Consider the following 25,907-nt stretch of genomic DNA (forward strand, 5'->3'; position numbering starts at 1 on the left):
GCGCAGGCGCGGTTATGATTTTCGTTTATCCTGTTTGGTTTTCATCATCACCGGTCTGCGTTTCATCAGAGCCATCGGAGCACGCAGGAACAGATCTTTCCAATCACTCAGCCGGAAAGGGGATACCGGCGTCAGATAAGGTACACCGAAGCTTTTGAGCTTGGTGAGATGACAGCAGATTAGCAGGAAGAATAGAATGGTGCCGTACATTCCGAGCACTGCTGCGAACAGCATGCCGGCGAAGCGCAGCAGCCGGAGTGTGATTCCCGCACTGTACATGGGAATAGCGAAAGACGAGATAGCCGTGACAGCAACCACTATGACCAGAAAAGGGCTGACGATGCCCGCCTGAACTGCAGCATCCCCGATGATCAGACCGCCGACGATACCCATGGCCGGGCCGATCGGCTTCGGCAGCCGGATGCCGGCTTCCCGCAGAATCTCGATGGCGACTTCCAGAATCAGCACTTCAATTAATGAAGGAAAAGGCACACCCTGCCGGGTCTTAATGATGCTGATCGCCAGCTCCGTCGGTATCAGCCCCGGATGAAAGGAGATGAACGAGATATACAGGGACGGGGCCATCAGCGCCAGGAAGGCCGATGCAAAACGGAGCAGCCGCAGCAGTGTGCCGGGAAGCCACCGCTCATAATAATCCTCCGGCGATTGCAGCAGCATACTGAAGGTAACCGGTACAATCAGTGCGAACGGTGTTCCGTCCAGCAGAATCGCAATCCGTCCCTCCAAGAGGGCGCTAATGACCCTGTCCGGCCGTTCAGTATCCTGGACCTGCTGAAAGGGGCTGAGATAGTTGTCTTCAATCAGCTGCTCGATATAGCCGGATTCGGCGAGGAAATCGATATCGATTTTGCGGATGCGGTTCGTAACCTCCTCCAGCAGCTCGGGGTTAACGATATCCTTCATATAGGCCAGGACTATATCCCGCTGAATGGTGTTGCCTGCCCGGTAGGTCTTCATCTCGAGCTGGTCACTGAAGCCCTGGCGCCGGAGCATGGAGGTGTTCTCGCTTAATACTTCAGAGAAGCCCAGTCTAGGCCCGCGCAGCAGGGCCTCAGAGACCGGCTCCCCAATCGTGCGGTTGGCTCCTCCGGGCAGCTCAATCAGCAGACCACCGGGCAATCCTTCAATCAGCAGGGCCGTGTGGCCGAAGAGGACAGATTTATTGAAGCTCTCCACACTGTCCGCTTCATTAAGCTGGCTGAAGGGCAGCAGCTGGTTGGCAATCTCTGCAGAAGACACCGGGCCGGCGGGTATCTCGTACATCAGGAACTGCATAATCCGCATATTAAGAATCCTGTCATTCTGCATGCCGTCTACGTAGATCAGCGCTCCCCGGCCTCCGCCATTCGCGATCGTGAATTCCCGGATATGCAGGTCACTGTTGGCACCGATAGCGTTCTTCACCGCCAGCAGGTCGGTAGTATAGTTGCCGCTGAAGGGGATTGAAGCCGGTGTGCCAGATTTTGCCCCAGCTGCAGACTGTGTTTGTGACCGGGGAACGGTCTTGGTGCCGTAGCCAGACTGTCCCCGCCCGCTCCCTACCAGCAGGTACAAAGCTTTGTACAGGTATCCGAGGACGAGCGGAATGAGCAGCGCAACACCCGCCTGACCAAAGATTGCCCAGCCGGGTATATAGGATACAATGGTAGCAAGCAATCTGATCATCCCCCAGCCGCAGAAATTAAGAATCCGTGTTAATGAAGTTTTCCAAAGTTTGCTTCGATTTAGTCATTTCTCTGAAAAATATAAATAAAAAACCGGATGCGCTCATGTGGAAGCGCATCCGGTTTTTATTTATAGATAAGAATTTAATGGAATGACGGGTGCCGCCTCTCCGCCAGGTATCGGACGCCATACAGTCCGTATGAATCGGGAGATGGCTGACGTGATGGCCTCCGGAATTACCGAACACCGGGTCACCGGACTACTGGAGGCGGGCTCTTACCGTCACTTGCCGGTAGCCGAGCCGCTTGCCGCGGCATCGCCTGCCGGTGCCTTGCCTTGACCCCGTCCGCCGCCGCCCATTCCACCACCGCCGAAGCCTCCTGTACTGAGCGTGATTTTCTCTGCCTCGGCAGTATCCGTCTTCAGCGTATACTGGATAATGTCGTCAGCCTTCAGATCGGACAGGGAGAGTGCTGTCTCCGTCTGAGCGCCGTTGTCGAAGGTGACCGATACATACTGGGTATCACTTCCGGTTGTGATATCGGTGGTCTCTTCGGAGAAGTTCTGCATCATGCCGCCACCCATCATGCCGCCGCCTTGACGTCCGCCGCCCTGCGCAGCGTCCTTACCTCCCCCGTCTGTGGGCTGTCCGCCTTCAGGGGGAGTACCTTGCCCCTCCGCCTGGGCGCCTGCCGCGTTGCCGGGAGCCGCTGCCCCGCCCTCCGGTGCGGTTCCCTCTCCGCCGTTCTGCTGCCGTGCCGGCATATCAGCGGTGTAGATTGTGATGGTGTTTCCGCTGATGCTCTTGATTTTGCCGATATTCATTCCGGCCCGGTCCATCCGGTTCGCGCCTGCCCCGGCAGTCCCGTCCGGCTGAGCCGCCTTGCTGCCGCTCTGGGTCTGGGCTGTCTGAGCATCGCCTGAGGTTGCCGCCGCCGGAGCTGTATCCGAGCTGCAGCCGGCAAGCAGGATCGCAGCAAGCAGGCTGCCGGCCATCATATAAGGCACATGTTTTTTCATATTCATAGTCCTCCTAAACTGTATGGTGTGTATAAACTTCATCGCCTGTTGTCGTATAATGCTGGCATAAAAAGCCTGGGATTAGGTTTAACACTGTCCTGGAGGACAATATATCAGACGCTCCTGAAAACAGGCTTAAAGTTAGGCAGAGCTTTCCCGGAAGTATCGCTTGGTGAAATGTTATATAATGCATAATAGAGTGGATTTGACAGAGAACAGGAATGAAGCGTTCAGGAAAGAGGCAGCACATGAAAACCTTACTGGTAACAGGCTACCGTGCGCATGAGCTCGGGATTTACGACAGCAAACATCAGGGGATTCCTTATATCAAAAAAGCGCTCGCCAACCGGCTCGCTCCGCTGATAGAAGATGGGGTGGAGTGGGTTATCACTCCCGGCCAATACGGCGTCGATCTATGGGCCTGCGAGGTTGTGCTTGAGCTGAAACGGCAATACCCCGGACTGAAGCTGGGGATCATTACAGCCCATGCAGCCCCGGAAGAGAAGTGGAAGGAAGAGAAGCAGAATGAATACCGCCGTATTATTGCCGGAGCAGACTACTACGGAGCTGTGAGTAATGCACCCTATGACGGCAGCTGGCAGTTCAGGGCGAGAGATGATCTGCTGTTCCGCAAAAGCGACGGGATTCTGCTGTTCTACGACGAGGATGCTGCGGAAGGCAGTGCGAAATTCACCAAGGAACGGGCAATGAAGCTGCATGCTGAAGGTGATTATGAACTCTATCTGATGCATGCCGAGGAGATTCAGAACATTGCCGACGAAGAGAGCCAGCGCGGTTACGAATGAGGAGGAGAGCAGGTTGAGTGAAAAGCAGGCTGAAGAGGATATTTGTTATGTAATATTGCTGAGCCCGACTGCACAGGACCGCAGAGATATGGATATCATCCGGGCGCATGTCAGACATCTGCAGGAGCTGGAGCGCAGTGGACAGCTGGTGCTGTGCGGGCCCTTCAGTGACAGTCCCGGCGGAATGGTCATTATCCGCGCCGCTTCCCGTGAAGAGGCAGCAGAGATTGCCGGGCGGGACCCCTATGTACTATCGGGTATCCGCAGCTATGAACTACGCACCTGGGGCCTGTCCCATGAAGGCAACAGGCACATGGGCATAGCCGCCGATTAGGCGGCTTACAAGAGGATTTTAGATGAAGCTCTGCAGCGAAGGCGCCTTGCGGACCTTGTAATTCTGTTCGTAGGCATAAGCCAGCCGGATGAGCACCGGTTCCTCATAAGCCCGTGCCGAGAAGGTTACTCCAAAGGGAGCGCCAGCCGATGTGTAGCCGGACGGTACTACAATGGACGGGTAACCGGCTCTTGACGTGATTCGTGCGCCGAAGTCAGCCGGGAATAAGAGGGCATCCAGCTGATGCTCCCGCATAGTGGCATCGATACCCAGTTCCTTGCAGAGCCGCAGATCCGTCGCACGGTCACGCAGATACTGCGGCTCCGTGAGGGTGCCGGAGGTGGTATATTCGGCATCCAGCAGGGTGGCTTGCCCGAACTTCAGTGTCTCTACCGGATGGGCATGATTGAAATCAATGATATCCTTCAGGGTTCGCATGGGAGCGCCCGGGCCCAGTTTTGCCAAATAGGCGTTAAGTGAGGTTTTGAACTCATTCAGCACCACTGAGGAATAGCTGATCTCCCGTGCAGTTGTAATCTCAGCCGGATCAATAATGGTCGCCCCGAGCTCGCGCATTCTGTCCACTGAGGCATTGAACAGCGCGAGCTGTTCGTCTGTAAGCTCCTCGAAATAATAATCCCGCGGAATCCCGATGCGCGCACCCTTCAGGCCGTCTGCATCGAGGAAGACCGTATAATCCGCATGCAGTCTGCCTGTATTCGTACCCATTGCGGCATCGCTGTCGTCCTGTCCAAGCAGGGCATTCAGCAGAAGTACAGCATCGCGGACGGTTCTCGCCATAGGTCCGGCGGTATCCTGCGTATTGGAGAGCGGAAGAATGCCGGAGCGGCTGATCATTCCCACAGTGGGCTTGATGCCGATGACCGATCCAAGGTTGCCGGGATTGAGGATCGAGCCTGAGGTTTCCGTTCCTACGGACACGGCGCAGAAATTGCAGGCAACCGCCACTGCAGAGCCGGCGCTGGAGCCGCCTGTCGGCGTGGAGATATTGTAAGGGTTAAGCACCTGACCACCCCGGGAGCTGAAGCCTGAGGGCATACCGTTCGTCATGAAATTGGCGAATTCCGTCATGTTGGCCTTGCCCATAAGAATCGCCCCGGCTTCGCGCAGCCTGGTAACAATGAAGGCATCCTCCTGCGCAAAAGAATCCGCCAAAGCCAGCGAACCCGCACTGGTATGCATTTTATCCCCTGTGTTGATATTGTCCTTCAGCAATACCGGTATACCGTGCAGCGGTCCCCGGGACCCCTGAAGCTGTCGTTCCACGTCCAGGGATTCAGCGATGAACAGCGCATCCGGATTAATCTCCAGCACGGAATTGATCGTCAGGCCGTTTTTGTCATGATCTGCAATGCGTTCAAGATACATAAGGACTAATTGTCTGGAAGTGATTTCTCCGGAATCCAGAGCGGCCTGAATCTCCGGTAGGGTAGCCTCTACGATTTCAAAACTCATGCGGGTTCACGCTTCTTTCCCTCTAGGTTATAGGTTTTCTCCTTCATCTAACCATAGTTTTCCCTGTCTTCATAGTGTTGTTTTTGCTGTCCGGGTTACTCTTACAGTTCATGTTAGTTCTTAAAGAAATGTTAGAGGCGTATCTCCCGTGGTTAATAGTTGACATGCACTAACACATCTTGCCAATAACGATTAGGAGGATTACAACTTGAGAAAATGGACTGCATTATTCATGGGGGTTATTCTGTCTGCTGCCTTAACCGCATGCGGCAACAATGAAACGGCTCAGCCGGCTGCTGATGCTTCTGAAGCCCCGGCAGCAGCTGCCGGTACTACCGCCACTACAGCCCCAGCCGAACAGACATCCGCCGGCGTTCCGGCTCTGGAGGAACTGCTGCAGAAGACGGCTGCTGCACAATCGGAATTGAAGAGCTTCGCCATGAACTCGCAAATTCAGCAGAATATGGTGGTTAAGCAGGGCGAAACCAATCAGGAACAAGCCATTGAGATGGCAGTGAAAGCTGAATATACTAAAGATCCGCTGGAAATGCATCAGGAGATCGTTATGACTCTGGCAGGCCAGGGAGAACAGAAGATGGAGCAGTATGTAACCGCAGACGGTTTCTTCTCGCTGACGAACGGGCAGTGGGTTAAGATGCCGGCTGCGATGACTGAGCAGTTGACCGCTGCCATGCAGCAGTCTGCAAATCCTGAGAAGCAGCTGGAGCAGTTCAACCAAATTGCTGACCAGACGAAAATCACCGAGGAAGGTGACAATTATCTGATAACAGCAGAAGTATCTGGCGAAGAAGTCAAGAATCTGGCGAAGAGCTATCTGAACCAGAGCGGAAGTGTAGACAGCCAGATGACTGCGATGATGGAGCAGATGAATATCAAGAGCATGAACATCGCTTACACCGTGGACAAGAAGACTTATTTCCCGACTTCATCGGATGTTAATCTGGTCATGGATATGAGCAGCGGTGAACAGACCGTCTCGATGGATATGAAGATGAAGGCAACCATTAGCGATCATAACAAGATCACGGAGATCAAGGTTCCGCAGGAAGCTCTGGAGGCGCAGGAGGCTCAAATGCCGGCAACCCAGTAACAGGCCCCAATATAAATCATGCAGAACAGGAGGACCCGTACACCGGGTCCTCCTGTTTGGTCATGGCAATGCTGATTACATGTTTACAGGCCAAAGGGGGACATGCTGTTGAACAGTCCGTAGGCTGCTCCGGCCAATACCGAAATTACCAGCTTGTAGAATATATATCCGGTTGCAACGTTTGCAGTGGCAATCAGGTATAGGGTATCGATTCCGCGGTTGGAGGTGTTTAGCGGATATTGAAACGCCACGGTGTTGATGCTGACAAAGACGAAAAGAAAGGACAGAATAAGCAGGAGAACCGAGAAGGAATACAGGCTGAGGATCAGCGACAGGATAGCCAGAACCAGCAGCGCTACAGCGGGAACGAGCAGAGTGCCGAATCTTGCGATCAGCAGCTTGAGATCAAAGCTGACTTTCTCCAGCCGGAGTGCGGCATAAGTAGTCCCGCAGCCAACGGCAATTCCTGCAGCCGTTAATAGAAGCGGCTTCAGAAATCCGGGGCCTATGATTGGCGAGATATCCCATTTGATGAACCAGGTGAGAAAATATAGTGCTGACAGTATTACCGTCAGTCCAAATGTAATCAGACTGTTCAATAATTGGGCGGCCTGGACCTCTTTCATCGTACTGTAAGGACGGGTTAGAGCACTCAAGAAGAATCCCCAGTACTGTTTACTGACCTGCTTAGCCTGCCTGACGCGTTCATCCTGGAGCAGATTGTCCCATTGCCCGGATGTTCTGCGCTGGGGCTGCGGTTGCCCGTTATCTGAATTTGGTCCTCCGGGATTCGTAAAGGGCGCTCCGCCTTCCGGATTGTTCATTGCTCATCCTCCTTAAGAAAAATATGGAAATCATAGCATTGGCTATAGTATAAGGGGGTTGCCCTATAAATACTATAAATTTGCCAAAGACATAAACCGCCCATACCGGATTCGTTGCCGGGAGAACCTGGAATTTTTATGTTTCATAGGGTTTAGGCTTAATGGGCTTAATTGTTGTACGTAGTACAACTTAGCTTCCTAAATCCCTGGGTGTTCGGACAGATTGTTGTATGAAATACAAGAATTGTCCCGCTTCATGCTATGTGGGAAGAGGAATGCTGCCTTTTGTACAACAATTTCCGATTATAGCCGGGATTACGAGGGGAATGTTGTATTATGGGCAGGATTTTAAAAAGCCTGTATTCCGCAGATAAAATGCGGTTTACAGGCTTTGCGTTGAATGTACCTTACAGGAAAGCTGGCGGGTAATCAGGAAGTTACTCCTGTTCCCGGACAAATCCCTCTTCCGCCAAATACTCCTCGGCTTCTTCTACGGTTTCGAAGGCCATCTCCAGCTGGAGGCCTGCATACAGGTACCACAGATCTTCCTCGAATCTTAGACTCAGCGTGTGGCCATCCTCATTCTTCCATAGAGATTCAGTACCAGTCTGCGCTTTTTTCTTTCTTTTGGCCGGAGCAGGGGCATCGGGAATGAACATGGATAGAGACGTAATCGAAGCATCCACCAGTTCCCGCAGTTCAGCTTCCGAATAATCCCTGATGTTCACCAGACCTTTGTCATCACTCTCATAGCCACGCAGCAGGCCGGCATAGACGAAGCCGTTGCCGTTCGGGTGGAGATGGGAAGCGACGGTCTTCTTGTCATGCCGGCTCTCCTCGAAGTGGTAGTTCACCCGCCCAAGCGAGACATTCCGCCGTTCCAGCTGGGGGTAGGAATCAAGAATAGCTAATTTCTGTTCAAAAGTAAGCATATGCAGCCTCCGGTTCGCATTTTCGTCAGTTGATTATACCATGCCGGCGGGCAGTGGACTATATAGCCTGCCGGAACTGTTACGGCCCTTAAGCCGGCTCAACCGGCAAGCGGCAGCCGCAGCACGAACGAGCAGCCCTGCTGCGGGGCGCTGCCCAGCTTAAGGCTGCCGCCCATGCCTTCGGCGAGCAGCCTGCTGAAGGTCAGGCCTAGCCCGAGTCCGCGCAGCACGCTCTGCTTGGCAGTGCTGCGGAAGAAGGCTTCGAAGATCAGCTCCCGGCTCTCCGGATGAATACCCGATCCGTTATCTGTCACCGTAATTTCGGCGCTGCCCTGAGGCGTGGCCGCAAGCTCCAGCGTTAATTGAAGCTTGCGGTCCTGTGCCTTCGCCTGCACGCTGTTGTTCAGCAGATTGACGATAATCTGCTGGATACGCAGCGGATCTCCCCGCAGAAACAGCCGGCTCTCCGGCAGATGAAGGATGGGCTCGCAGACATCCTCGCCTTGGGTCAGCTTCCATTGATAGAGGATTTCCTCCAGCAGCGGAGCGGCCTCCAGCCTATCATGACGGACGGCGACAATGCCCGCTGTCAGCGCGTTATAGTCGAGCAGATCCGCGACCATGCGCTGCAGCCGCTCGGCTTCGAGTAAGGCGATATCGAGGAATTCCCCGGCCTCATCTCCCTCGACCACACCCTCGCGGACCGCATGAAGCAGTCCTTTAATAGAGGTGACCGGGGTCTTCAGTTCATGGGACACTCCGGCCAGCATGACGGCCCGGGACTGCTCGAACTGCTGCAGCTTGCCCGCCATCTCCTGGAAGGATACCAGCAGTTCATGGATTTCCCGCTCCTTGGCTCCGGTCTCCAGCACGATGTTATACTGGCCGCCGCTGATCTGTGCAGCAGCGGCAGCGACCCGCTGAATCGGCTTGGCCAGCTTGATCGACAAGAGGTAGATCGTCAGCCAGCTTAAAATGATCAGGAAGACAATGATGATCGAGAAGAAGGTGATCTCTTCCTGCGGGATATGACGCAGGGAACGTTTGGACTGCAGGACGATTACCTGCCCGAGCGTTCCCTGATCTCCCTGGATCTGCGCAGCGGCGGCCTTGAATTCCGGGCTGCGGGAATCCGTCAGCGTATCATTCAGCTTATGCCGCATCTCTTCAGCCGTCAGAGGAGGCTGGGAATACAGCAGCTCGCCCGAAGGTCCGGTAATGATCACGCACATTTCCATGGTTACCTTGAAGAACCGCTTGCGGTCCTCGACCAGCTTGTCGAGGCCCTGGGTGATGGCGAGCTGTCCGTCCGTGCCGACGCTGCGGTCGGCAATCTCCTGGGCCAGCAGGCCGGTGGTCTGCATCCGGTTGTTCATCGCTTCCTGCTGAATCCACCAGAAGGTTACCAGCGCCGTCAGCAGCAGCCCGATACTGATAATCAGCAGGTAACGGACGGTCCAGTAGGAGAGGATCGAAGTGGGTTTCTTTGTTCTGTTGTTCATGTTGTCCATAATTGATAACCTGTTCCTCTCAGGGTACGGATCTCTCCTTCGCTGTCCGGCCAGTGTGAGAGCGCCTGGCGCAGTCTTTTGATGGACAGATCAACGGCCCGGTCGCTTCCTTCGTAATCCATTTCCCATACATGCTCCAGCAGCTGGTCACGGGTGCAGATCTGATTCGGGCGTTCGGCCAGGAACAGCAGCACGGACATATCGCGCGGACTAAGGCTGACCTCAGCCCCGTTCAGGAACACACTGCGCGCAGAGTAATCAATGAACAGGCTGCCGAAATGGCGCTTGCGGCTGCCGTCCGACCACTGCGAGGGGCGGCGCAGCACCGCGTTCACGCGGGCGACAACCTCCTCGGGAATGAACGGCTTCGACATATAGTCGTCGGCCCCGCCGTCCAATCCCGCCAGCCGGTCATTGATGCCGTCCCTGGCCGTGAGCATAATGACAGGACAGCTGCTTTTCTCGCGGATCAGTCCGAGCAGCTCGAAGCCGTCCATGTTCGGCAGCATAATATCGAGCAGAATCAGCGAGGGCGGCGCCACCTCGAAGGCTTCCAGGGCACTCCGGCCGTCGGCGGCACGGGTGACGTGGAAGCCCGCTTTTCGCAGATAAGCACTGAGCACCCGGGCAATCGCCTCCTCATCCTCAACAATCAGAATGGATTTCATCTATTCAGCCTCCTTATCAGGCCCGGCGGGGAATGCTTCTCCCGGGGCTACGGCTATGTGTTAGTTAAAATTATGACAATTCTACCATACTGCGGGCCGGTGTGCTTTGACTTCTTCCCGACATATTGCTTTGTTAGAATGGGAACCAAGCCTAATAGGGCATACAGAGAATTGGATGGAGGGAATAAGATGAAGAAGAAAACAATCGCCTTAATCGCAGCCGTAGTCGTTATCGCAGGAGCCATCACAGCATTCATGTTACTTAACAATAGCCTGGGCAATAATGTTGAGATCGAATCTGTTATTCCTGCGCAGAATCAGGGAACTGAAACCCAGGAGACGGGAACTGCAAACGCGGCGGCAGCGACTGGTGCTGCAGTTACGGCAGAGCAGCTGAACGGTGCCTGGAGCATTGCGGATACGTCCAAAGTCTACTGGTCCGTGACAACTTCCAAAGAAACTGTTAACTTTGTAGACCCTTCCGTTACCGGAAACTGGAATGTGAACCTGGAGGATGCCAGCTCAATGACGGGCGAAGGAACCGTAGAGATGAGTGCGCTGGATTCCGGCAACGGCCAGCGGGACGAGCATGTCAAGGGAGCTGACTTCCTGGCAGTGACGGAGTTCCCGGAGTCCACATTTACCGTGAGTTCCTTCTCGGAGCTTCCGGCGGAATGGACGGAGGGCACAGCGGTGCCGGTTGAGCTCCAGGGTACGATGACAGTCAAGGGGATAGAGAAGGATGTTACGTTTGACTCGCAGGCCGTATACAGCGGCGGACAGCTAATGCTGTCGGGCACAACCATGGTTACCTTTGAAGATTTCGGCATGAGCAATCCGCATTCGATTGTGCTGGATACCGAAAATAACCTTGAGGTCCGCCTGGAGCTTGTACTGAGCAAATAATATAGGATTAGATTTTAATAAGAAGCTCTCCCCGTCACTGCGGATTCGCGGCTGACGGGGAGAGTTTTTGGTTCGGATATATATACAAACCTAACAGTGGCCGGAAGACAAACATTCTCTGCAGCACGGCTAATCCCCACAGTGGAATTTTCCCGGTTCAATCTATATAGTGCCTTTATCTTTATATGGAATGAACCGGACTTAGAAGCCGTTATTTCTTCCAAGAGCCTCTTTATGGAGCTCAAGCGGACTGAGAATCACTTATCTTGTTTTTTTATGCCCGATAGGGTGTGAACCATCAATTAACGGATTCTGAGTCCGTTTGGCCAGCAAATACATCTGATTAACTGGAATAGAGGATTCTCAGTCCTTTTCACCGGCGGATGAGTTGATTTGTTGAACATTTGATGGTGTACTAGAGGAGAAATCTCTATGCCCTATTGCGGGTCCGGAACAAACTCTTCACCCTCCATTTCGAAGGCGGCACTGCCCGGCAGAACAAAGGGAAATTGGTGTGACTGCTGGTGATAATGCTTCACCTCTGAAGTATGAGCTGGCTTCAATGGATTATGTTTGATTCAATGGATTATGATTTGTAGTTGGATTCATCCGCAGATCGTACATAAAAATGTCTATAAATTCAATACATCCCGAAGGAGACAATGAAATTGGCTGATTATCCGAAACTGGTGCGTGACGGAATACCGGCGCTGATTGCGGCGAACGGGCAAACCTGCAGGACAAGAATCATGGACGAGGAGGAATATATACGGGAGCTGCGTGCGAAGCTGCATGAGGAGCTGGCAGAGTATCTACGGGAGGACAATGACGGACAGGCGCTCGAGGAGCTGGCGGATCTGCTGGAAGTCATCCGGGCTTTGGCGGTAACCCATGGCGGGGACAGCGGTATTCTGGAACAGATCCGTGCTGACAAAGCGGAGCGCCGCGGCGGGTTCAAGGACCGGATTCTGCTGCTGCAGGTAGAGAACAGGGGCTGATAGTATTAACCCGGCGGACGGCGGGAAGCAGGCAACATGTACACACCAGGCACATTTTGATAGAATCATAGGGACTAAGTTTCATTTAAGAGGAGGATTTAACTAATGACAGAAGATAACGCTTACACGATAAAATGGGGCATTCTCAGCACAGGCTGGATCGCCCATCAGTTCGCTACAGATTTGGCCCATGCCAGCAATGGTGTGGCTTATGCGGTTGGATCGCGCACTCAGGAAAGCGCAGATGAGTTTGCCCGAAATCACGGCATCCCTGTGGCATATGCCACCTACGAGGAATTGGTCAGCGATCCTGAAGTGGATGCGATTTATATTGGAACGCCGCATCCGTTCCACAAAGAGAATGCGCTGCTCGCATTGCGTGCCGGTAAAGCCGTGCTCTGTGAGAAGCCTTTTACCGTGAACAGTGCAGAATTGGAAGAAATCGTGGCGTATGCCCGCCAGCAGAAGCTGTTCCTGATGGAGGCTATGTGGAGCCGCTATATTCCGGCCAATGCCAAGGTTAGAGAATGGCTCGCAGCGGAGTGCATCGGCGAAGTGCGGCTGGTCAAAGCGGATCTTGGTTTCCGCGCGGACTGGAATCCGGAGGGGCGTCTGCTGAACCCGGCCCTTGGCGGCGGAGCCCTGCTGGATGTCGGTATCTATCCCATCTCCTTCGCGTCGATGGTATTCGGACCTCACCCGGAAGCCGTCTCCAGCACCGTACATATCGGCGAGACTGGTGTGGACGAGCACTTCTCCCTGCTGCTGTCTTATGGGGATGGCAAGTCGGCTTCCCTGAACGGCGGGATTCGCCTGAAGCTGCATGAAGAAGCCTATGTCTATGGAACTGAAGGCTATATCGTGGTCAAAGGCACGCTGGTAAATCCGAAATCGGCTGAGCTGTATATCGGCGGGGAGCTGGTGGAGACCTTTGAGGATGACCGTGCTTCGATCGGGTATTCTTTTGAAGCTGAGGAAGTGGGACGTTGTCTCCAGGCAGGGCTGACGGAAAGCCCGGTGATGACGCTGGATGAGTCCGTTGCGATTCTTAAGCTGCTGGACGGTGTGCGTGAACAATGGGGGCTTAAGTATCCCGGTGAATAAACTGAACCTGACGCCATTATCCCGCAAGCTTCTGCTTCACACTGTAGTCTATCTTGTATTGTTTCTGGTGATCCCGTATTTTCAAAGCGGCGGTTCCGGGGTAATGGAGGATCTTGGCAGCTGGCTGCTGCTGCTGGTTCTGGTGAATCCCACAGCCGTGCTGATTCTTGCTGCGGATTCGGGACTTAAGCTGGGTTTCAACCTGCTGGTATGCCTGTTGCCGTTGCCGCTGTTCGTGTTATCCATCTACGTGTTGTTTGACGGAAGCGGTGCGTTGTTCTATGGCATCATGTACTCCGTAATCGCTCTAATCAGCAATAGTATAGCTGCAAGCGTAAGAAGGAGGAAAAAGGGGGAAACCAAATGACATTGAATGCTGACCGCTACCAGGGCTGCCTGCAGGGTCTGGCCGCTGGAGATGCGCTGGGAACGACCGCTGAGTTCAAAGCACCCGGAACCTTTGAGCCGCTTACGGATATTGTCGGCGGCGGGGTATTTGGTCTCCAGCCGGGACAGTGGACCGATGATACGTCAATGGCGCTCTGCCTTGCGGAGAGTCTGCTTACGAAGCAGGCATTTGATCCTGTGGATCAGATGCAGCGTTATGTGAAGTGGTACCGCGAAGGAGAGCTCAGCAGTACCGGCGAATGTTTCGATATCGGCAATGCGACACGCGCAGCGCTGCATCAATTCGAAGCCGGCGGCGAAGGGTTCAGCGGATCGGAGGATCCTCATTCTGCCGGGAACGGCTCCATTATGCGGCTTGCGCCGGTGGTCATGTACTACGCAGAGAATCCTGCAGAAGCTATCCGCTATGCGGCGCTCAGTTCAAGAACGACGCATGGCGCAGTTGAATGTCTGGATGCCTGCCGTCTGCTCGCGGCGTACATCCTTGCCGGACTGCACGGGTGGAGCAAGCAGGACATGCTGGCTCCGGAGGCTTACCGTGATTGGCTTAATGAAGACAGCCTGACGCCGCATATGCTGAATATTAAGTATGGCTCCTACCGGATCAAGGAGCCGCCTGATATCCAAGGCTCGGGATATGTAGTAGAGTCGCTGGAGGCGGCACTGTGGGCTTTTCACAAATCCTCCAGCTTTGCGGAGGGCGCACTGCTCGCTGTGAATCTGGGCAATGACGCCGATACCACAGGGGCGGTCTACGGCCAGATCGCCGGAGCGTATTACGGGCTGGATGGTATACCGGCAGAATGGCGGAGTAAGCTGGCCATGCGTGAGCTGATCAGTGACTACGCCGGCCGGTTGTTTACAGAACGGGTGGAATAGAAGGAAATAGGCTGCATGAGGCAGGCTGAGCGCATCTATAACGGGCACTCAGCCTTTTTTAATTATGGAAAGGGGAGAATGGATATGGGCAAGGGTTGGCGGAAACTGCTGATATGGCTGCTGATTAACATCATCCTGGTAGTATTGACGGATGGGATGACATTCACATATAAAACCGGCGGAACGATATCCGGCAACGGCAATCCGGGAATTATCATGCTTGCGGCGGGATGGCTGTTTGGCATTATTCTTTTGTGCAGTGCGGGCATGGTGCTCTACCGATTATTCCGGATGAAATCCGTATTCAGCATACCAAGTCTGTTGATTGCCGTCTCAGCGCTTATTGTGCTGCCGCTCGCCATCTGGCTGGAAACCGGATATGTCGATGCGTTGAGAGTACATCTGAGAGGTTTCACCAGAGATGAGGATTCCGTCGTATTCCGCTTCGGCTGGATCAATCAATATACCAACAACCTGTTCTATAATGCTTATATTCTGGCTGGCGGGATCGCACTGGTTATCCTTGTAGCGTGGATTGCAGCACTGCTGCGGCGGAAAGCCGGTACACAGTCACGGAGAAATTCCGGTTAGTCGGAAGCGGAGAGCAGCGGCACTCCTACGTACGGCGATCCTTTCGGCGGGGGCTTAAGAGAAAGACAGGTAGAGATGAGCCGAATATATGCGAAAAACCGAGTACATTGTGCCGACGATAGAGTGAATGAGCCGAATGTATGCGAAAAACCGAGTACATTGTGCCGACGATAGAGTAAATGAGCCGAATGTATACGAAAAACCGAATACATTGTGCCAGCGATAGGGTAAATGAGCCGAATGTATGCGAAAAACCGAATACAATATGCCAATGATAGGGTTGATGAGCCGAATGTATGCGAAAAACCGAATACAATGTGCCAGCGATAGGGTAAATGAACCGAATGTATACGAAAAACCGAACTACATTGTGCCGACGATAGGGTTGATGAGCGGAATGTATGCGAAAAACCGAATACATTGTGCCGACGATAGAGTAAATGAGCCGAATGTACGAAAAACCGAGTACATTGTGCCGACGATAGAGTAAATGAGCCGAATGTATACGAAAAACCGAATACATTGTGCCAGCGATAGGGTTGATGAGCCGTACACTTACGGCAAGCCTGACATGGAGTAGATGTGAAAAAGGACAAGTACTCCGTTAATTTTTTCTGAACAAGGCAGTCCACAGAAAAGCTTCACCAAACAGCGCATCCTCCTGATCCATCTGGCGCATGCGTCTGAACTCTATAAGCTCGAAACCGCTGAAGAAGCTCTTAAGCTTGTCTTCGGTGAATCCTAATCCACCCCGGAGGCTCCGCTGCCGGTACACCTCCCAATCAGTGATCTCCGCACCCATGGCGCCAGCCGCGAAGCAGACCAGTCCGAAATGCCCGCCAGGCTTGAGCGTGCTGTTCAACAATTCGAGAAAGGTAACTCTCCGGTGGGGGTAGATGTGATGGAAACATCCGCTGTCATAGATGAGGTCGTAGCTGCCTCGCTCCAGGCTCAGGTCAAAAATATTGCTGCGGGCGAAATTCACCTCCACCTGATGTTTGCGGGCGCGTTCCTTTCCCCATTCTACCGCTGCCCGAGAGATGTCAATGGCATCCACGGCGTAGCCCTGCTGAGCCAGATAAACCGCATTTCTGCCGCCCCCGCAGCCTAATTCGAGCACCCTGCCGGGTGTAATATGCCCGCCACTTACGTATTCAACCAAATTCTCATCCGGACTATCCTTGAAGAAAGGAATCCCTTTATTCCGGTCCCCGTAGAACTGATCCCACCATTGCCCTTCTTCCCGAAAAAGAGAGTCAAGCATCTTCAGCGTATCCTCATGACTATAGATCGTTTCATGTTTCATATAGCAGCAGTCTCCTTTCATTTCATTCACCCGGTTTAGTTGTTAATGAAGATGGAGAGCCCCGGATATGCCTTCATCAGCTCATGACTGTGTTCATTCAGCCGTGCCTGTTCAAAGCCTGTGCCCAGAAATTCCTGATCCGGCTTAAACGTCACACTTGTCCCCGTATCCTTCGCGATTCCAACCGTCATCAGTCCGGACTGTGGCACACCATGCCTATACTCCTGGCGGTACATTCTGCCGCCGCGCCGGATATCAACGGTAAGTCTGCCGGAGAGGGCGTTGACCACGGCAATGCTGATTCCCTGCTCAGCACCAGGCACCTTAAAAGCTCCGTCTCCATTAAATCTATGAATATCGGTCAGAATGGATTGCGCAGCTGGTATGTTGGAATTTGGTAGAGACGCTACCGGAATTCCCCGTCCATTGTCTGTTACGGTGACACTCCCGTCATCATGCAGGAATATCCCGATTTCGCTGCAATATCCGGCCGCATGCTCCATCACCGGATTCTCGATAACAGCCCACAGCAGATGGTGGACATCGAAATTTTGTGCAGGGCCCAGATAAATGCCCGCGTTATTTCTCGTTCTCATCGTGTCCATATAGTCACTTGTATCCTCTAGAGTACTAACCGAAGCCAGCAGCAGGAGGAAGGGGAGGAGGCGGTGGGAAGGGAAGGCATAACGGCCTCCGCTCTCCTGCACTAATAAATCTGCGCCAGTCAATGCTTTGAGATGATGATACAGCTGGCCGGTAGTGCCCATGCCCAGACGTTCCACCAGCTCCGTGCCCGTAAGCGGCTCCTGAATGACGGATTTCAGAATGTCCAGCCGTTGCCGGTTGCTTAATGCCGCCAGTACTTTGGCTGATTTCTCGTTGTTCACTTCGAGCAGCTGTTCCATCGGACGCTCATGGGGCTCCCAGCGGTAGCTTTGTCCGTTAAGACGGGCATGGCCGGAATAAAATACAGATCCGCGTCCCGCGCCGGGCAGCCCCGCTTCTGCGGCTGAATTCACAGATTCTGGCGGATCAGCATGGCCTGCCAAGCTTCTCCGCTCAGTGTTCCAATGCTGGACGGCCGCCTGAAGTTCGGCAACCTGCTGCTTCAGCGTATCCAGTTCGCTGCTTAAGTCACGGGTCATGAAGGAAGATCACCTGCTTTCGAAATTATGTAATTACGTAGTTACGTAATGATTGTAATTCATTAGCGTTATTTTGTAAATATTTAGGATGATATCTTTTTATGTGTAAACTAACATTACATATAATCCGAAATATTAATTAACATGTTAATTTATCTTACGTAAATTTATTGACAACTCTACCTTTTTATCTATAATGATGTATAAGCGGTGGACAATGATGCAGTTGTTGACGTACTTGTGACATAATGTAACATTATTAATAGCTATGAAGGTGTGATCGCAATGATCGCTTCCGCCGGACAATGGAAACAGGATATTTTAAGGATTTATAACGAAATCAACAAGAAGCTGTTTAACGCCGGCGTCAAGCAGCAGAAGGTCGACTTCGTGGGGAACAAGATTATTATTCTATCCATTAACAGCCGGGTGCCCGTACTGAAGGTGCTGGATGCCCATGATGCCACGGCTAGCCGCCAGATTAATCTGGTGCTGCATGAAGTATTCAAGTGTGAAATCAAGCAGGCATTTCTGGATGAATTTCAAGTGAATATCAAGGCCGTTCTTAAAGATTATGATGTGGAGACCGAGTATTCCGGTACGATCATAATTTTGGAGAAGGACCTCGAGCATTACCTGAACGTTACGTTGGAACTCTGATCTTCCGGAGAGCCGGCCTGCCGTCAGTTTTCGGACATTAGCCCTCTGGGGCTGTGTCTAAAACTGGCGGCTTTTTGTTTATCCGGGCTTACAAATGCTATTAAACCTAATAAGGAGCTGATTCTATGAAAGCAAAGATTGAGATTGCCGGTGTAAGCAAGTGGTTCCGCCGTGACGGCCAGGAGATTATCGCCATGCAGGAGACGAATCTCTCTATAGAGCAAGGCAGATTTGTCAGTATAATCGGCCCCAGCGGCTGCGGCAAATCCACATTGTTCAATATCATAGCAGGACTGATTCCGCCGTCTACCGGCCGCGTGCTTGCTGATGGTGAGGATATCGCCTTAAAGACCGGATATGTCGGATATATGCTGCAGAAGGACATGCTGCTCCCTTGGAGGACGATCATGGATAACATTATTCTGGGCATGGAGATCCGCGGGGTGCCGCGTAAGGAAGCGGTAGCCCGGGCCCAGCCGCTGATGGACCGTTATGGACTGAAAGGCTTCGGCGGCCATTATCCGGCAGAATTGTCCGGAGGCATGCGCCAGCGGGCAGCGCTGCTCCGCACGCTGCTGTACGACCGGGATATTATTTTGCTGGACGAGCCCTTTGGCGCACTGGATGCCCAGACCCGGCTGACCATGCAGAACTGGCTGCTGGAGATCTGGGAGGATTTCCGCAAGACGGTGTTATTCGTCACCCACGATATTGATGAAGCCATCTACCTGTCTGATGACATCTATGTCTTCTCCGGGCGGCCGGGCAGAATCATCTCCAAGATTTCTGTGGATATGCCGCGCCCGAGACATAAGGAGGATACGGTATCTGCGTCATTTATGGAGCTCAAAGCCCATCTGCTGGACCTGCTGTCAGGCGGAGGCGAAGAGCCGGCAGCCCATATCTCGTAGAACTTACAAAACTTACAGAAGGAGAGAACAACCATGGAGAGTGTACAAAAGAAAGGGTATGTGATTCACAAGCTGGAGCCGGCCCCGATCCATTCGGTCAAGCCTGAGAAAATGCAGAAGGAACCCGTCATCGTGGATGAAGAGGGGGCAAGGCGCCGGACACAGCGGATTGTTGGAATCGGGCGGCTGACGGTCGGGTTGCTGATCGTACTCTGCTGGGAGCTGTTTACGCGGATCGGCTGGATGGATTCATACTATTGGAGCAGCCCGGTACGGATTCTCAGCACAACATGGATACAGATGACGCAGGGTACTCTGCTGGAGGATATCGCTTATACCTCCAGCTCGACGATTCTGGGCTTCATCGGCGGGACCCTGATCGGATCGCTGCTCGGTCTATCCTTCTGGTGGTCACGCAGATTCGCCGGCATCAGTGAACCGTTCCTGATCCTGCTCAATGCCATGCCCAAGCTGGCGCTTGCTCCTGTGCTGGTGATTCTGCTGGGCATCGGATTCTTCTCCAAGGTGGCGCTCGCTTTTGCCATGACGGTAGTCGTTGCCGCCTTGTCGGCGCACAGCGGCGTGCAGAGTGTGGACAAGGATATGGAGAAGCTGATGTATTCGCTGGGCGCGAAACGCCATCAGGTGTTTACCAAGGTGGTCATTCCCTGGGCGATGCCCTGGATGATCAGCAGTCTGCGGATTAATATTGCCCTCTCGCTGGCCGGTGCGATTGTCGGGGAATTCATTGCTTCCAGCCACGGGATTGGCCGCATGGTGATCTACGCCGGTACGATCCTTGATATCAATCTCGTCTGGGTGGGAGTTGTAGTCTTGTCCGTTCTGTCGATGGTGATGTATGCGGGAGTGGTCCTGCTGGAGAAATGGCTGTCCAAGGGATACGGGATGAAGAAGGCTTGAGACCTAAGCAATCCTATATAAGATAAAGGGGAGAACCTGATGATGAATGTAACCAAAGTGAAGCTGTCCGCCGTCCTGCTTGCCTCCGTAATGATCCTGCTCTCCGGATGCAGCAGCAAAGGGAATGCGGAAGTTGAAGCCGCCGCTGCCGGCAACGAAGCGGGAAAACTCAAGAAGCTGGTCATTGCCGAGCCGCTGCATTACACAGGTTATCTGCCGCTGTATGTAGCGCAACGCGAGGGATATTTTGAAGATGAAGGGCTTGAGGTTGAAATGCTTCAGGCTGCCGGCGGTACACATGTGACCTCGGTAGTCAGCGGGGATGCCTGGGGCGTCATCGGCGGACCGGAATCCAATGCACTGGCGAACATCGGCAACTCCGACCCGATCGTTTCAGTCAGCAATGTGGTTAACCGTGCGAATGTTTACCTGATGGCCAAGAAAGGGACAGCCCCTGCGGGCAGCTCTGATGAAGAATTGAAAGCCTTCCTGCAGGATAAGAAATTGAATGCCGGACGGCATGGCGGAACCCCGAACCTGCTGACCCAATATCTGCTTCTGGAGCTGGGGCTTGATCCGCAGAAGGATGTGCGGCTGCTCGAGCCGGCGGATGGTTCAACCGTGGTAGCAATGGTTCAGCAGGGTGCAGCGGATATTGCGAACGGCGCCGAGCCGCAGATCAGTGACGGGATCGCCAAGGGGGTATGGGAAGAACCTTTTTACAAGTTCCATGATATGGGCGACTATGCCTACTCTGTGCTGAGCGTGAAGAAGTCGACACTGGAGAAGGACCCGGAAACGGTGCAGAAGGCGGTTAACGCCGTTGTGAAAGCACTGAAAGCCATCCAGGAGGATAAAGCTCTGGCGATGAGCGTCCTGAAGGCTGAATTCCCTACACTATCCGATGAAGCGGCACAAGCTGCGCTTGACCGGGCGTATGCCGATCGGCTCTGGAGTCCGGATGGGATCATTTCGGAGGAGGCGCTGGATAAGGACATGAACGTGATGATTAAGACCGGAATCTACAAAGGCGAATACACCTACGAGGATTTGGTCGATATGCAGTTTGTGAACAAGACAGCAGTGAAATAAGCTAAGCTGAACACCGTACCATAGGCCTTCAAAAACTAAAGAGGTGAAGATGATGGAATTAACTGCCGATCTGATTATGCCTGATAAAACCGCACTTATTATAGTAGATGTGCAGAATGATTACTGCCATGAGGAAGGAGCACTCGCCACTGGCGGAAGTGATGTGTCAGCCGTACGGGAGATGATGCCGCAGCTGCATGGGCTGATCGCGGCAGCGAGAACACAGGGCGTGCCGGTGATCTATATCCAGACCTTCCATGAAAAGGCGACCGATTCGCCCGTTTGGACTTCCCGCTCTGGTCGCGGTTCGCTGGGAGTCTGCCGCAGAGGAAGCTGGGGGGCTGAATTCTATGAGGTGGCCCCGCTTCCTGAGGAGATTATTGTCAATAAACACCGGTATAGCGCTTTTATCAATACCCGCCTCGATTCTGTGCTGCGTTCGCAGCGGATCGAAACCCTGATTATGACAGGAGTGAGTACCAATGTGTGCGTGGAGTCGACGGCAAGGGACGGTTTCATGCTGGATTATCAGATTGTGATGGTTCAGGATGCCTGTGCCTCCTATTCCCGGGCCGCTCATGAGATGACGCTGGAGAACATGAAGGGCTACTTCGGCGTGGTGGCTTCAGCCGCAGATATTGAAGAAAGCTGGAAGATGTGGAATCAGCCCGCCCTGCAGCGGATATTATGAATTCACCGGTACGGTCTTCCGGGGAAGCCGTAAACCATTCGGCGGTCAAGGTGGTCATCTGCCTCGGGGCCTTTCTGTCCAATCTGTCTGCCGGTATGTTCAATATTTCGCTTATCGATATTGCGGCTGATCTGCGGTTTCCGGTGGCCTCTGCCCAGTGGATCGTCAGTATCTATCTGCTGGTTATCTCGGTGCTGCTGCCTGTAATGGGCCGGCTGGGAGACAGGTTCGGCCGCCGTAAGGTGCATAATCTGGGCCTGTTCGCTTTCGCGGCGGGGGCCCTGGGCTGTGCGCTTGCCCAGAACGAAGCCATGCTGCTTGGCTTCAGAGTCATGCAGGGAGCCGGGGCCTCCATGTATCAGGCGACCAATATGGCCCTCATTGTCTCTGTATTTCCGGCCGGGCAGCGGGGCAGGGCACTGGGGCTGATGAGCACCTTCGTCGCTGCCGGCTCCATGGCAGGTCCCGGTCTTGGCGGCTTCCTGATCCAGTGGTTCACCTGGGAGAGCAACTTCTGGCTGCTGGCCGTAGTGGCGGCGGGCGTAGGCGTGCTTGCGCACAGGCTGATTCCCCGGGATACGGAAACGGCCGGAGGCAGGCTGGATCTCGCCGGAGCAGCCTGGTTTGCGGCCTGTCTCTCCTCGCTGATGATCGCCTTCGATCTCGGCGGCCGCTCCTCATTCCTGTCTCTGCCCGTGCTGCTGCTGCTGGCGGCTTCAGCGGGGATGGCGGCGGCTTATACGGCACATGCCCGCTTCTCCCGCAGCAGGGATAAGAGGGGCACGCTTGGTGAATTCCCGCCAGCGGACAGCGGTGCCGGACTGTTCACTGACCGGAGCTTTGCCGCCGGCATCGCCATTACGGTTATCACATATATGGCGGCCTTCGCCGCACAGCTGGCTTTGCCCTCGCTACTGCGTTTATCGGGGGCCGAGCCAGCCTGGGTGGGACTGATCATGATCGGATATCCGCTGGCGCTGGTGGTGACCGCTCCTGTCAGCGGGAGCATCGCGGACCGCAAAGGGCCGCTCGGTATCCTTACGGCCGGACTGCTGCTGATGAGTGTCACGCTGCTGGCGCTGGGCTTCGGCTCACCTGTGCTGAGGACAAGTGCCATGGTGCTGCCGGTTATGCTGCTCGGCTGCGCAATGGGGATGATTACTTCACCTAACACAAGTATTGTTATGGGGCTGGCGGCGAAATCGCAGCTTGGCCGGGTCAGCAGCCTGCTTGCCTTGTCGCGCAACATTGGCATGATGTTCGGCACGGCGGCAGGCGGACTGATGATTGGCGGCAGAGGTAGTCCGAACGGGAGCTATCTGGCCGTATTCGTAGTCTGTGCAGCCGCCGTAGGCCTTTCTTCAGTCTGGCAGCTGTATTCTTTCCGTTACAACAGCAAGCGCAAAGGGGCTGAACAACTGCATATACCCTATAAATAAGAAGGAGCCTCTGCCCGCCGGGCAGAGGTTTTCGTGCTGAAACAAGAAGGAGGCCCCGCTTCTTTAAAATGATTTGTTCCATCGGCAAATGACCATGTCGGGAGCATCCGGAGCTTTGCGTCCGCGGATGCGGAGAAGCCATAACCGGCTAAAGTAATTTTCTGCATTGAAAAGAAATACCGATGTTGGTATGGTGGAAGTGCCCGTGTAAATATATGGTTATCTTTTGGAGATTCATAGCCTACTTTACATAAAAGTTAACAATGAACGGCATTGGCTTGGAGGATGGCGGATATTGAGGGCGTTCGGGTGGACTGCGGCTCGCTCAATCAGTGTCAGGCAACAGGCATACATAACAAGCTGGTTTATACCGGTTCAATGCATTCGGTTCTGGGAGAGCCGCGGGTGCAGTGGGCCATTCTGCAGGATTGGGAAGGACAGGTGAAAAGATGAAGGACAAGGTTTCCATTCTCGGAGTTCCATTCTCCAAGCTGACGCTTGAACAGACAACCTCGCTATTGGACAGCCACATCGGGGGCGGACAGGGAGGGCTATTTCACCTGATTACAGCGAACCCGGAGATTACATTGGCCAGTCAATCGGACGGGAGACTCCGCGAGATCATCTGCTCGGCGGATCTAATCGTGCCAGACGGGATCGGGATTGTAATGGCAGCACGAAGACAGGGAGATCCCATTCCGGAGCGGGTGACCGGCTACGATCTGCTGCTGAGCCTGCTTGCGAAGGGGAATGAGCGGGGCTGGAGTTTCTATTTCCTTGGGACGGATGAAGTGACCAGCGGACAAGCGGTGGAGAGAATCGCCCTGCGCTATCCGCAGGTGAAGATTGCCGGAAGGCATCACGGATTCTTTACGGCAGCCGAGGAGCCAGGAATTATCGCCGGTATTCAGCAGGCCAAGCCGGATATTCTCATTCTTGCGATGGGCGCTCCCTACTCGGACAAATGGCTGTATAAGCATAAGGAGGCGCTTAGCGGGATTAAGCTAGTGTTTGGCGTAGGCGGTAGTCTGGACGTAATCTCGGGCAAAGTGAAGCCGGCACCGGCCATCTGGAAAAAGCTAAATCTGGAGTGGGCCCACAGGCTCTTGTTCGCACCCGTTGCCAAAGGCCAGAAATCACGCTGGCGCAGACAATCCGCCCTGCCCAAATTCGTCTACCGGACGATGATCCGCAAATGAGGGAGACAATTCAATTGAAGAGTGTTGAACAGGAAAGGGGCAGAACCCATGTCTAAAAGCTTTGAAGTGGTACTCAAAAAAGTAGTCGATAACTCCTACAATATAGAGATTGGTGAGAATCTGTTCGGTTCCCTGATCCGCGATCTGCAGCAGGGACTTCTGCCGGATGTAAGCAAGTTCGCCATTATTACCGATTCTACGGTCGAGCCGCTGTATGGCCGTCCCTTACTGGAGCTGCTGCGGCAAAGCGGCTTCCAGGCGGATTTATTTTCTTTTCCGGCCGGTGAGAGCTCCAAAATCCGTGAAACCAAGGCGCTGCTGGAAGACCAGCTGTTAAGCCAGGCCTACGGGCGGGATTGCTGCATTATTGCCGTGGGCGGCGGATCCGTAACGGATCTGGCGGGATTTCTGGCCGGCACCTTTGGCCGCGGGGTCCCTGCCCTGAATTATGCAACCACTCTGCTGGCAGCGGCAGATGCCTCTGTCGGCGGCAAAACCGGCGTGAATACACCTGTCGCCACGAACCTGATCGGCGTGTTCCACCAGCCCCGCAAAGTGTACATAGACCTGGCAGCATGGCGCACCCTTCCGGCCCGTGAGTTCCGCAGCGGTCTGGCGGAGACGATCAAGCATGCCTGCCTGGCGGACGAGACATTCTTCCGTTACCTGGAGGAGAATATCGGCAGGGTCATCTCAGAACAGGGCGGGCTTATCCTGGATGCGGACGTATGCGGGCATATCGCGCTGACGAACTGCCGGATCAAATACGAAGTGGTGGAACAGGATGAGCATGAGAGCAATTTGCGGCAGATTCTGAATCTGGGTCATACGGCAGGCCGGGCGCTTGAGGCGCTCAGCGGCTACCAGCTGCTGCATGGCGAGGCCGTTGCGGTTGGGCTTGTCATTCAGGCCAGGCTGGGTGTGAAGTATGGATATATGACGGCTGAGCAGGCTGATCGTGTAGTCTCACTGCTGAAGAAGGCAGGCTTGCCGACGGAAATCCCGGATTCTATTGCTAACAGGGCACTGGTGGACAAGATGTACACGGACAAAAAAGTGCGCAGCGGCCGCATCCGCTTCGTCTTCCAGGACGGCATCGGGGAGATGAAACGTTTCGCAGACGGCTCCTATTCGGTTCCGGTTGAAGAGGCGGATATCATGGAGCTGCTGGAGGAAATGCGCGGCAACTGATGCATATTAAAGAGTGCTGCACTTTATTTTAACCGATCGGGAAGCTACCCCCTCCAATCTGGGTAAATGTAGATAAAGGGAATTTAGGAGGAATCGAT

The 25,907-nt window shown here is 53.9% G+C and carries 27 protein-coding genes; 18 read left to right on the forward strand and 9 right to left on the reverse strand.

Going from position 1 to position 25,907, the window contains the following annotated elements:
• Positions 1 to 12 precede the first annotated feature (12 nt).
• The gene (locus NSU01_RS04985) at positions 13 to 1,677 is read right to left on the reverse strand and encodes a spore germination protein (RefSeq protein ID WP_076247192.1); all 1,665 of its coding nucleotides are present in this window, start codon (positions 1,675 to 1,677) and stop codon (positions 13 to 15) included.
• A 291-nt stretch (positions 1,678 to 1,968) separates the two neighbouring features.
• Complete coding sequence (locus tag NSU01_RS04990; protein WP_076247190.1) at positions 1,969 to 2,706, reverse strand: hypothetical protein; 738 nt, start codon at positions 2,704 to 2,706, stop codon at positions 1,969 to 1,971.
• A 248-nt stretch (positions 2,707 to 2,954) separates the two neighbouring features.
• On the opposite strand from NSU01_RS04990, the gene NSU01_RS04995 reads away from it, so the two are divergent.
• Positions 2,955 to 3,512, forward strand: a complete 558-nt coding sequence (locus NSU01_RS04995; protein ID WP_076247188.1) for a DUF1273 domain-containing protein — start codon at positions 2,955 to 2,957, stop codon at positions 3,510 to 3,512.
• A 13-nt stretch (positions 3,513 to 3,525) separates the two neighbouring features.
• Entirely contained in the window at positions 3,526 to 3,846 is a 321-nt protein-coding gene (locus NSU01_RS05000) for a YciI family protein (protein WP_052421675.1), read from the forward strand.
• An 18-nt stretch (positions 3,847 to 3,864) separates the two neighbouring features.
• On the opposite strand, the gene NSU01_RS05005 is transcribed toward NSU01_RS05000, so the two are convergent.
• The gene (locus tag NSU01_RS05005; RefSeq protein ID WP_076247186.1) at positions 3,865 to 5,322 is read right to left on the reverse strand and encodes an amidase family protein; all 1,458 of its coding nucleotides are present in this window, start codon (positions 5,320 to 5,322) and stop codon (positions 3,865 to 3,867) included.
• A 208-nt stretch (positions 5,323 to 5,530) separates the two neighbouring features.
• Between NSU01_RS05005 and NSU01_RS05010 the strand changes: the two genes are divergently transcribed.
• Positions 5,531 to 6,433 carry a DUF6612 family protein gene (locus tag NSU01_RS05010; RefSeq protein ID WP_076247184.1) on the forward strand — a complete coding sequence of 301 codons (903 nt, stop codon included), beginning with the start codon at positions 5,531 to 5,533 and terminating at the stop codon, positions 6,431 to 6,433.
• Between the two features lie 83 nt (positions 6,434 to 6,516).
• Here the strand turns inward: NSU01_RS05010 and NSU01_RS05015 are convergent, their stop codons facing one another.
• From NSU01_RS05015 to NSU01_RS05030, 4 genes are all read right to left on the reverse strand, one after another.
• A complete protein-coding gene (locus tag NSU01_RS05015) occupies positions 6,517 to 7,257 on the reverse strand; it encodes a hypothetical protein (protein ID WP_042133820.1) in 741 nt (246 codons plus the stop codon).
• Between the two features lie 437 nt (positions 7,258 to 7,694).
• Positions 7,695 to 8,189, reverse strand: coding sequence for a hypothetical protein (locus NSU01_RS05020; protein WP_076247182.1), 495 nt, complete (start codon positions 8,187 to 8,189; stop codon positions 7,695 to 7,697).
• A 98-nt stretch (positions 8,190 to 8,287) separates the two neighbouring features.
• A complete protein-coding gene (locus NSU01_RS05025; protein WP_083705683.1) occupies positions 8,288 to 9,700 on the reverse strand; it encodes a HAMP domain-containing sensor histidine kinase in 1,413 nt (470 codons plus the stop codon).
• The gene (locus NSU01_RS05030; RefSeq protein ID WP_039305880.1) at positions 9,688 to 10,368 is read right to left on the reverse strand and encodes a response regulator transcription factor; all 681 of its coding nucleotides are present in this window, start codon (positions 10,366 to 10,368) and stop codon (positions 9,688 to 9,690) included. Before NSU01_RS05030 ends, NSU01_RS05025 begins: the two co-directional genes overlap by 13 nt.
• Positions 10,369 to 10,557: 189 nt before the next feature.
• Here NSU01_RS05030 and NSU01_RS05035 point away from each other — a divergent pair, with 189 nt between their 5' ends.
• The 6 genes from NSU01_RS05035 to NSU01_RS05060 all read left to right on the forward strand — a co-directional run bounded on the left by NSU01_RS05035 (position 10,558) and on the right by NSU01_RS05060 (position 15,254).
• Positions 10,558 to 11,274, forward strand: a complete 717-nt coding sequence (locus NSU01_RS05035) for a YceI family protein (protein ID WP_076247180.1) — start codon at positions 10,558 to 10,560, stop codon at positions 11,272 to 11,274.
• Positions 11,275 to 11,942: 668 nt separating this feature from the next.
• The gene (locus NSU01_RS05040) at positions 11,943 to 12,272 is read left to right on the forward strand and encodes a nucleoside triphosphate pyrophosphohydrolase (protein WP_144026174.1); all 330 of its coding nucleotides are present in this window, start codon (positions 11,943 to 11,945) and stop codon (positions 12,270 to 12,272) included.
• Between the two features lie 105 nt (positions 12,273 to 12,377).
• Positions 12,378 to 13,376 carry a Gfo/Idh/MocA family oxidoreductase gene (locus NSU01_RS05045; RefSeq protein ID WP_076247175.1) on the forward strand — a complete coding sequence of 333 codons (999 nt, stop codon included), beginning with the start codon at positions 12,378 to 12,380 and terminating at the stop codon, positions 13,374 to 13,376.
• A complete protein-coding gene (locus NSU01_RS05050; RefSeq protein ID WP_042133833.1) occupies positions 13,369 to 13,743 on the forward strand; it encodes a hypothetical protein in 375 nt (124 codons plus the stop codon). The genes NSU01_RS05045 and NSU01_RS05050 overlap by 8 nt, the downstream gene beginning before the upstream one ends.
• A complete protein-coding gene (locus tag NSU01_RS05055) occupies positions 13,740 to 14,663 on the forward strand; it encodes an ADP-ribosylglycohydrolase family protein (protein ID WP_042133835.1) in 924 nt (307 codons plus the stop codon). Before NSU01_RS05050 ends, NSU01_RS05055 begins: the two co-directional genes overlap by 4 nt.
• Positions 14,664 to 14,747: 84 nt before the next feature.
• Positions 14,748 to 15,254: a hypothetical protein gene (locus NSU01_RS05060; protein WP_144026173.1), complete on the forward strand. Its 507-nt coding sequence runs from the start codon at positions 14,748 to 14,750 to the stop codon at positions 15,252 to 15,254.
• Between the two features lie 604 nt (positions 15,255 to 15,858).
• Here NSU01_RS05060 and NSU01_RS05065 read toward each other — a convergent pair.
• Positions 15,859 to 16,560: a class I SAM-dependent methyltransferase gene (locus tag NSU01_RS05065; protein WP_076247318.1), complete on the reverse strand. Its 702-nt coding sequence runs from the start codon at positions 16,558 to 16,560 to the stop codon at positions 15,859 to 15,861.
• 35 nt (positions 16,561 to 16,595) lie between these two features.
• Positions 16,596 to 17,705: an ATP-binding protein gene (locus NSU01_RS05070; protein WP_076247320.1), complete on the reverse strand. Its 1,110-nt coding sequence runs from the start codon at positions 17,703 to 17,705 to the stop codon at positions 16,596 to 16,598.
• Positions 17,706 to 17,990: 285 nt separating this feature from the next.
• On the opposite strand from NSU01_RS05070, the gene NSU01_RS05075 reads away from it, so the two are divergent.
• The 9 genes from NSU01_RS05075 to aroB all read left to right on the forward strand — a co-directional run bounded on the left by NSU01_RS05075 (position 17,991) and on the right by aroB (position 25,809).
• Positions 17,991 to 18,365 (forward strand): Na-translocating system protein MpsC family protein, encoded by a 375-nt coding sequence (locus NSU01_RS05075; RefSeq protein ID WP_179093602.1) that lies wholly within the window; start codon positions 17,991 to 17,993, stop codon positions 18,363 to 18,365.
• 125 nt (positions 18,366 to 18,490) lie between these two features.
• Positions 18,491 to 19,276: an ABC transporter ATP-binding protein gene (locus NSU01_RS05080; RefSeq protein ID WP_076247323.1), complete on the forward strand. Its 786-nt coding sequence runs from the start codon at positions 18,491 to 18,493 to the stop codon at positions 19,274 to 19,276.
• 33 nt (positions 19,277 to 19,309) lie between these two features.
• Entirely contained in the window at positions 19,310 to 20,197 is an 888-nt protein-coding gene (locus NSU01_RS05085) for an ABC transporter permease (protein WP_076247325.1), read from the forward strand.
• 42 nt (positions 20,198 to 20,239) lie between these two features.
• Positions 20,240 to 21,289: an ABC transporter substrate-binding protein gene (locus NSU01_RS05090; RefSeq protein ID WP_076247444.1), complete on the forward strand. Its 1,050-nt coding sequence runs from the start codon at positions 20,240 to 20,242 to the stop codon at positions 21,287 to 21,289.
• A 52-nt stretch (positions 21,290 to 21,341) separates the two neighbouring features.
• Positions 21,342 to 21,980 (forward strand): isochorismatase family cysteine hydrolase, encoded by a 639-nt coding sequence (locus NSU01_RS05095; protein ID WP_042133847.1) that lies wholly within the window; start codon positions 21,342 to 21,344, stop codon positions 21,978 to 21,980.
• Complete coding sequence (locus NSU01_RS05100; protein WP_076247447.1) at positions 21,977 to 23,419, forward strand: MFS transporter; 1,443 nt, start codon at positions 21,977 to 21,979, stop codon at positions 23,417 to 23,419. Before NSU01_RS05095 ends, NSU01_RS05100 begins: the two co-directional genes overlap by 4 nt.
• Before the next feature lie 285 nt (positions 23,420 to 23,704).
• Complete coding sequence (locus tag NSU01_RS05105) at positions 23,705 to 23,872, forward strand: hypothetical protein (RefSeq protein WP_179093603.1); 168 nt, start codon at positions 23,705 to 23,707, stop codon at positions 23,870 to 23,872.
• Complete coding sequence (locus tag NSU01_RS05110; RefSeq protein WP_076247328.1) at positions 23,869 to 24,618, forward strand: WecB/TagA/CpsF family glycosyltransferase; 750 nt, start codon at positions 23,869 to 23,871, stop codon at positions 24,616 to 24,618. The genes NSU01_RS05105 and NSU01_RS05110 overlap by 4 nt, the downstream gene beginning before the upstream one ends.
• Before the next feature lie 48 nt (positions 24,619 to 24,666).
• Positions 24,667 to 25,809 (forward strand): 3-dehydroquinate synthase, encoded by a 1,143-nt coding sequence (gene aroB / locus NSU01_RS05115; protein WP_076247331.1) that lies wholly within the window; start codon positions 24,667 to 24,669, stop codon positions 25,807 to 25,809.
• Positions 25,810 to 25,907 lie beyond the last annotated feature (98 nt).

Source organism: Paenibacillus sp. FSL H8-0259 (assembly GCF_037963255.1).
Classification (GTDB): Bacteria; Bacillota; Bacilli; order Paenibacillales; family Paenibacillaceae; genus Paenibacillus_AQ; species Paenibacillus_AQ phytohabitans.

Excerpts from the sequence above, each read along its gene's own strand:
- NSU01_RS04990 (WP_076247190.1), bottom strand. The coding sequence starts at position 2,706 with ATGAAAAAACATGTGCCTTATATGATGGCCGGCAGCCTGCTTGCTGCG.
- NSU01_RS04995 (WP_076247188.1), top strand. The coding sequence starts at position 2,955 with ATGAAAACCTTACTGGTAACAGGCTACCGTGCGCATGAGCTCGGGATT.
- NSU01_RS05005 (WP_076247186.1), bottom strand. The coding sequence starts at position 5,322 with ATGAGTTTTGAAATCGTAGAGGCTACCCTACCGGAGATTCAGGCCGCT.
- NSU01_RS05015 (WP_042133820.1), bottom strand. The coding sequence starts at position 7,257 with ATGAACAATCCGGAAGGCGGAGCGCCCTTTACGAATCCCGGAGGACCA.
- NSU01_RS05020 (WP_076247182.1), bottom strand. The coding sequence starts at position 8,189 with ATGCTTACTTTTGAACAGAAATTAGCTATTCTTGATTCCTACCCCCAG.
- NSU01_RS05025 (WP_083705683.1), bottom strand. The coding sequence starts at position 9,700 with ATGGACAACATGAACAACAGAACAAAGAAACCCACTTCGATCCTCTCC.
- NSU01_RS05030 (WP_039305880.1), bottom strand. The coding sequence starts at position 10,368 with ATGAAATCCATTCTGATTGTTGAGGATGAGGAGGCGATTGCCCGGGTG.
- NSU01_RS05035 (WP_076247180.1), top strand. The coding sequence starts at position 10,558 with ATGAAGAAGAAAACAATCGCCTTAATCGCAGCCGTAGTCGTTATCGCA.
- NSU01_RS05045 (WP_076247175.1), top strand. The coding sequence starts at position 12,378 with ATGACAGAAGATAACGCTTACACGATAAAATGGGGCATTCTCAGCACA.
- NSU01_RS05055 (WP_042133835.1), top strand. The coding sequence starts at position 13,740 with ATGACATTGAATGCTGACCGCTACCAGGGCTGCCTGCAGGGTCTGGCC.
- NSU01_RS05060 (WP_144026173.1), top strand. The coding sequence starts at position 14,748 with ATGGGCAAGGGTTGGCGGAAACTGCTGATATGGCTGCTGATTAACATC.
- NSU01_RS05065 (WP_076247318.1), bottom strand. The coding sequence starts at position 16,560 with ATGAAACATGAAACGATCTATAGTCATGAGGATACGCTGAAGATGCTT.
- NSU01_RS05070 (WP_076247320.1), bottom strand. The coding sequence starts at position 17,705 with ATGACCCGTGACTTAAGCAGCGAACTGGATACGCTGAAGCAGCAGGTT.
- NSU01_RS05075 (WP_179093602.1), top strand. The coding sequence starts at position 17,991 with ATGATCGCTTCCGCCGGACAATGGAAACAGGATATTTTAAGGATTTAT.
- NSU01_RS05080 (WP_076247323.1), top strand. The coding sequence starts at position 18,491 with ATGAAAGCAAAGATTGAGATTGCCGGTGTAAGCAAGTGGTTCCGCCGT.
- NSU01_RS05085 (WP_076247325.1), top strand. The coding sequence starts at position 19,310 with ATGGAGAGTGTACAAAAGAAAGGGTATGTGATTCACAAGCTGGAGCCG.
- NSU01_RS05090 (WP_076247444.1), top strand. The coding sequence starts at position 20,240 with ATGAATGTAACCAAAGTGAAGCTGTCCGCCGTCCTGCTTGCCTCCGTA.
- NSU01_RS05095 (WP_042133847.1), top strand. The coding sequence starts at position 21,342 with ATGGAATTAACTGCCGATCTGATTATGCCTGATAAAACCGCACTTATT.
- NSU01_RS05100 (WP_076247447.1), top strand. The coding sequence starts at position 21,977 with ATGAATTCACCGGTACGGTCTTCCGGGGAAGCCGTAAACCATTCGGCG.
- NSU01_RS05105 (WP_179093603.1), top strand. The coding sequence starts at position 23,705 with ATGGCGGATATTGAGGGCGTTCGGGTGGACTGCGGCTCGCTCAATCAG.
- NSU01_RS05110 (WP_076247328.1), top strand. The coding sequence starts at position 23,869 with ATGAAGGACAAGGTTTCCATTCTCGGAGTTCCATTCTCCAAGCTGACG.
- aroB (WP_076247331.1), top strand. The coding sequence starts at position 24,667 with ATGTCTAAAAGCTTTGAAGTGGTACTCAAAAAAGTAGTCGATAACTCC.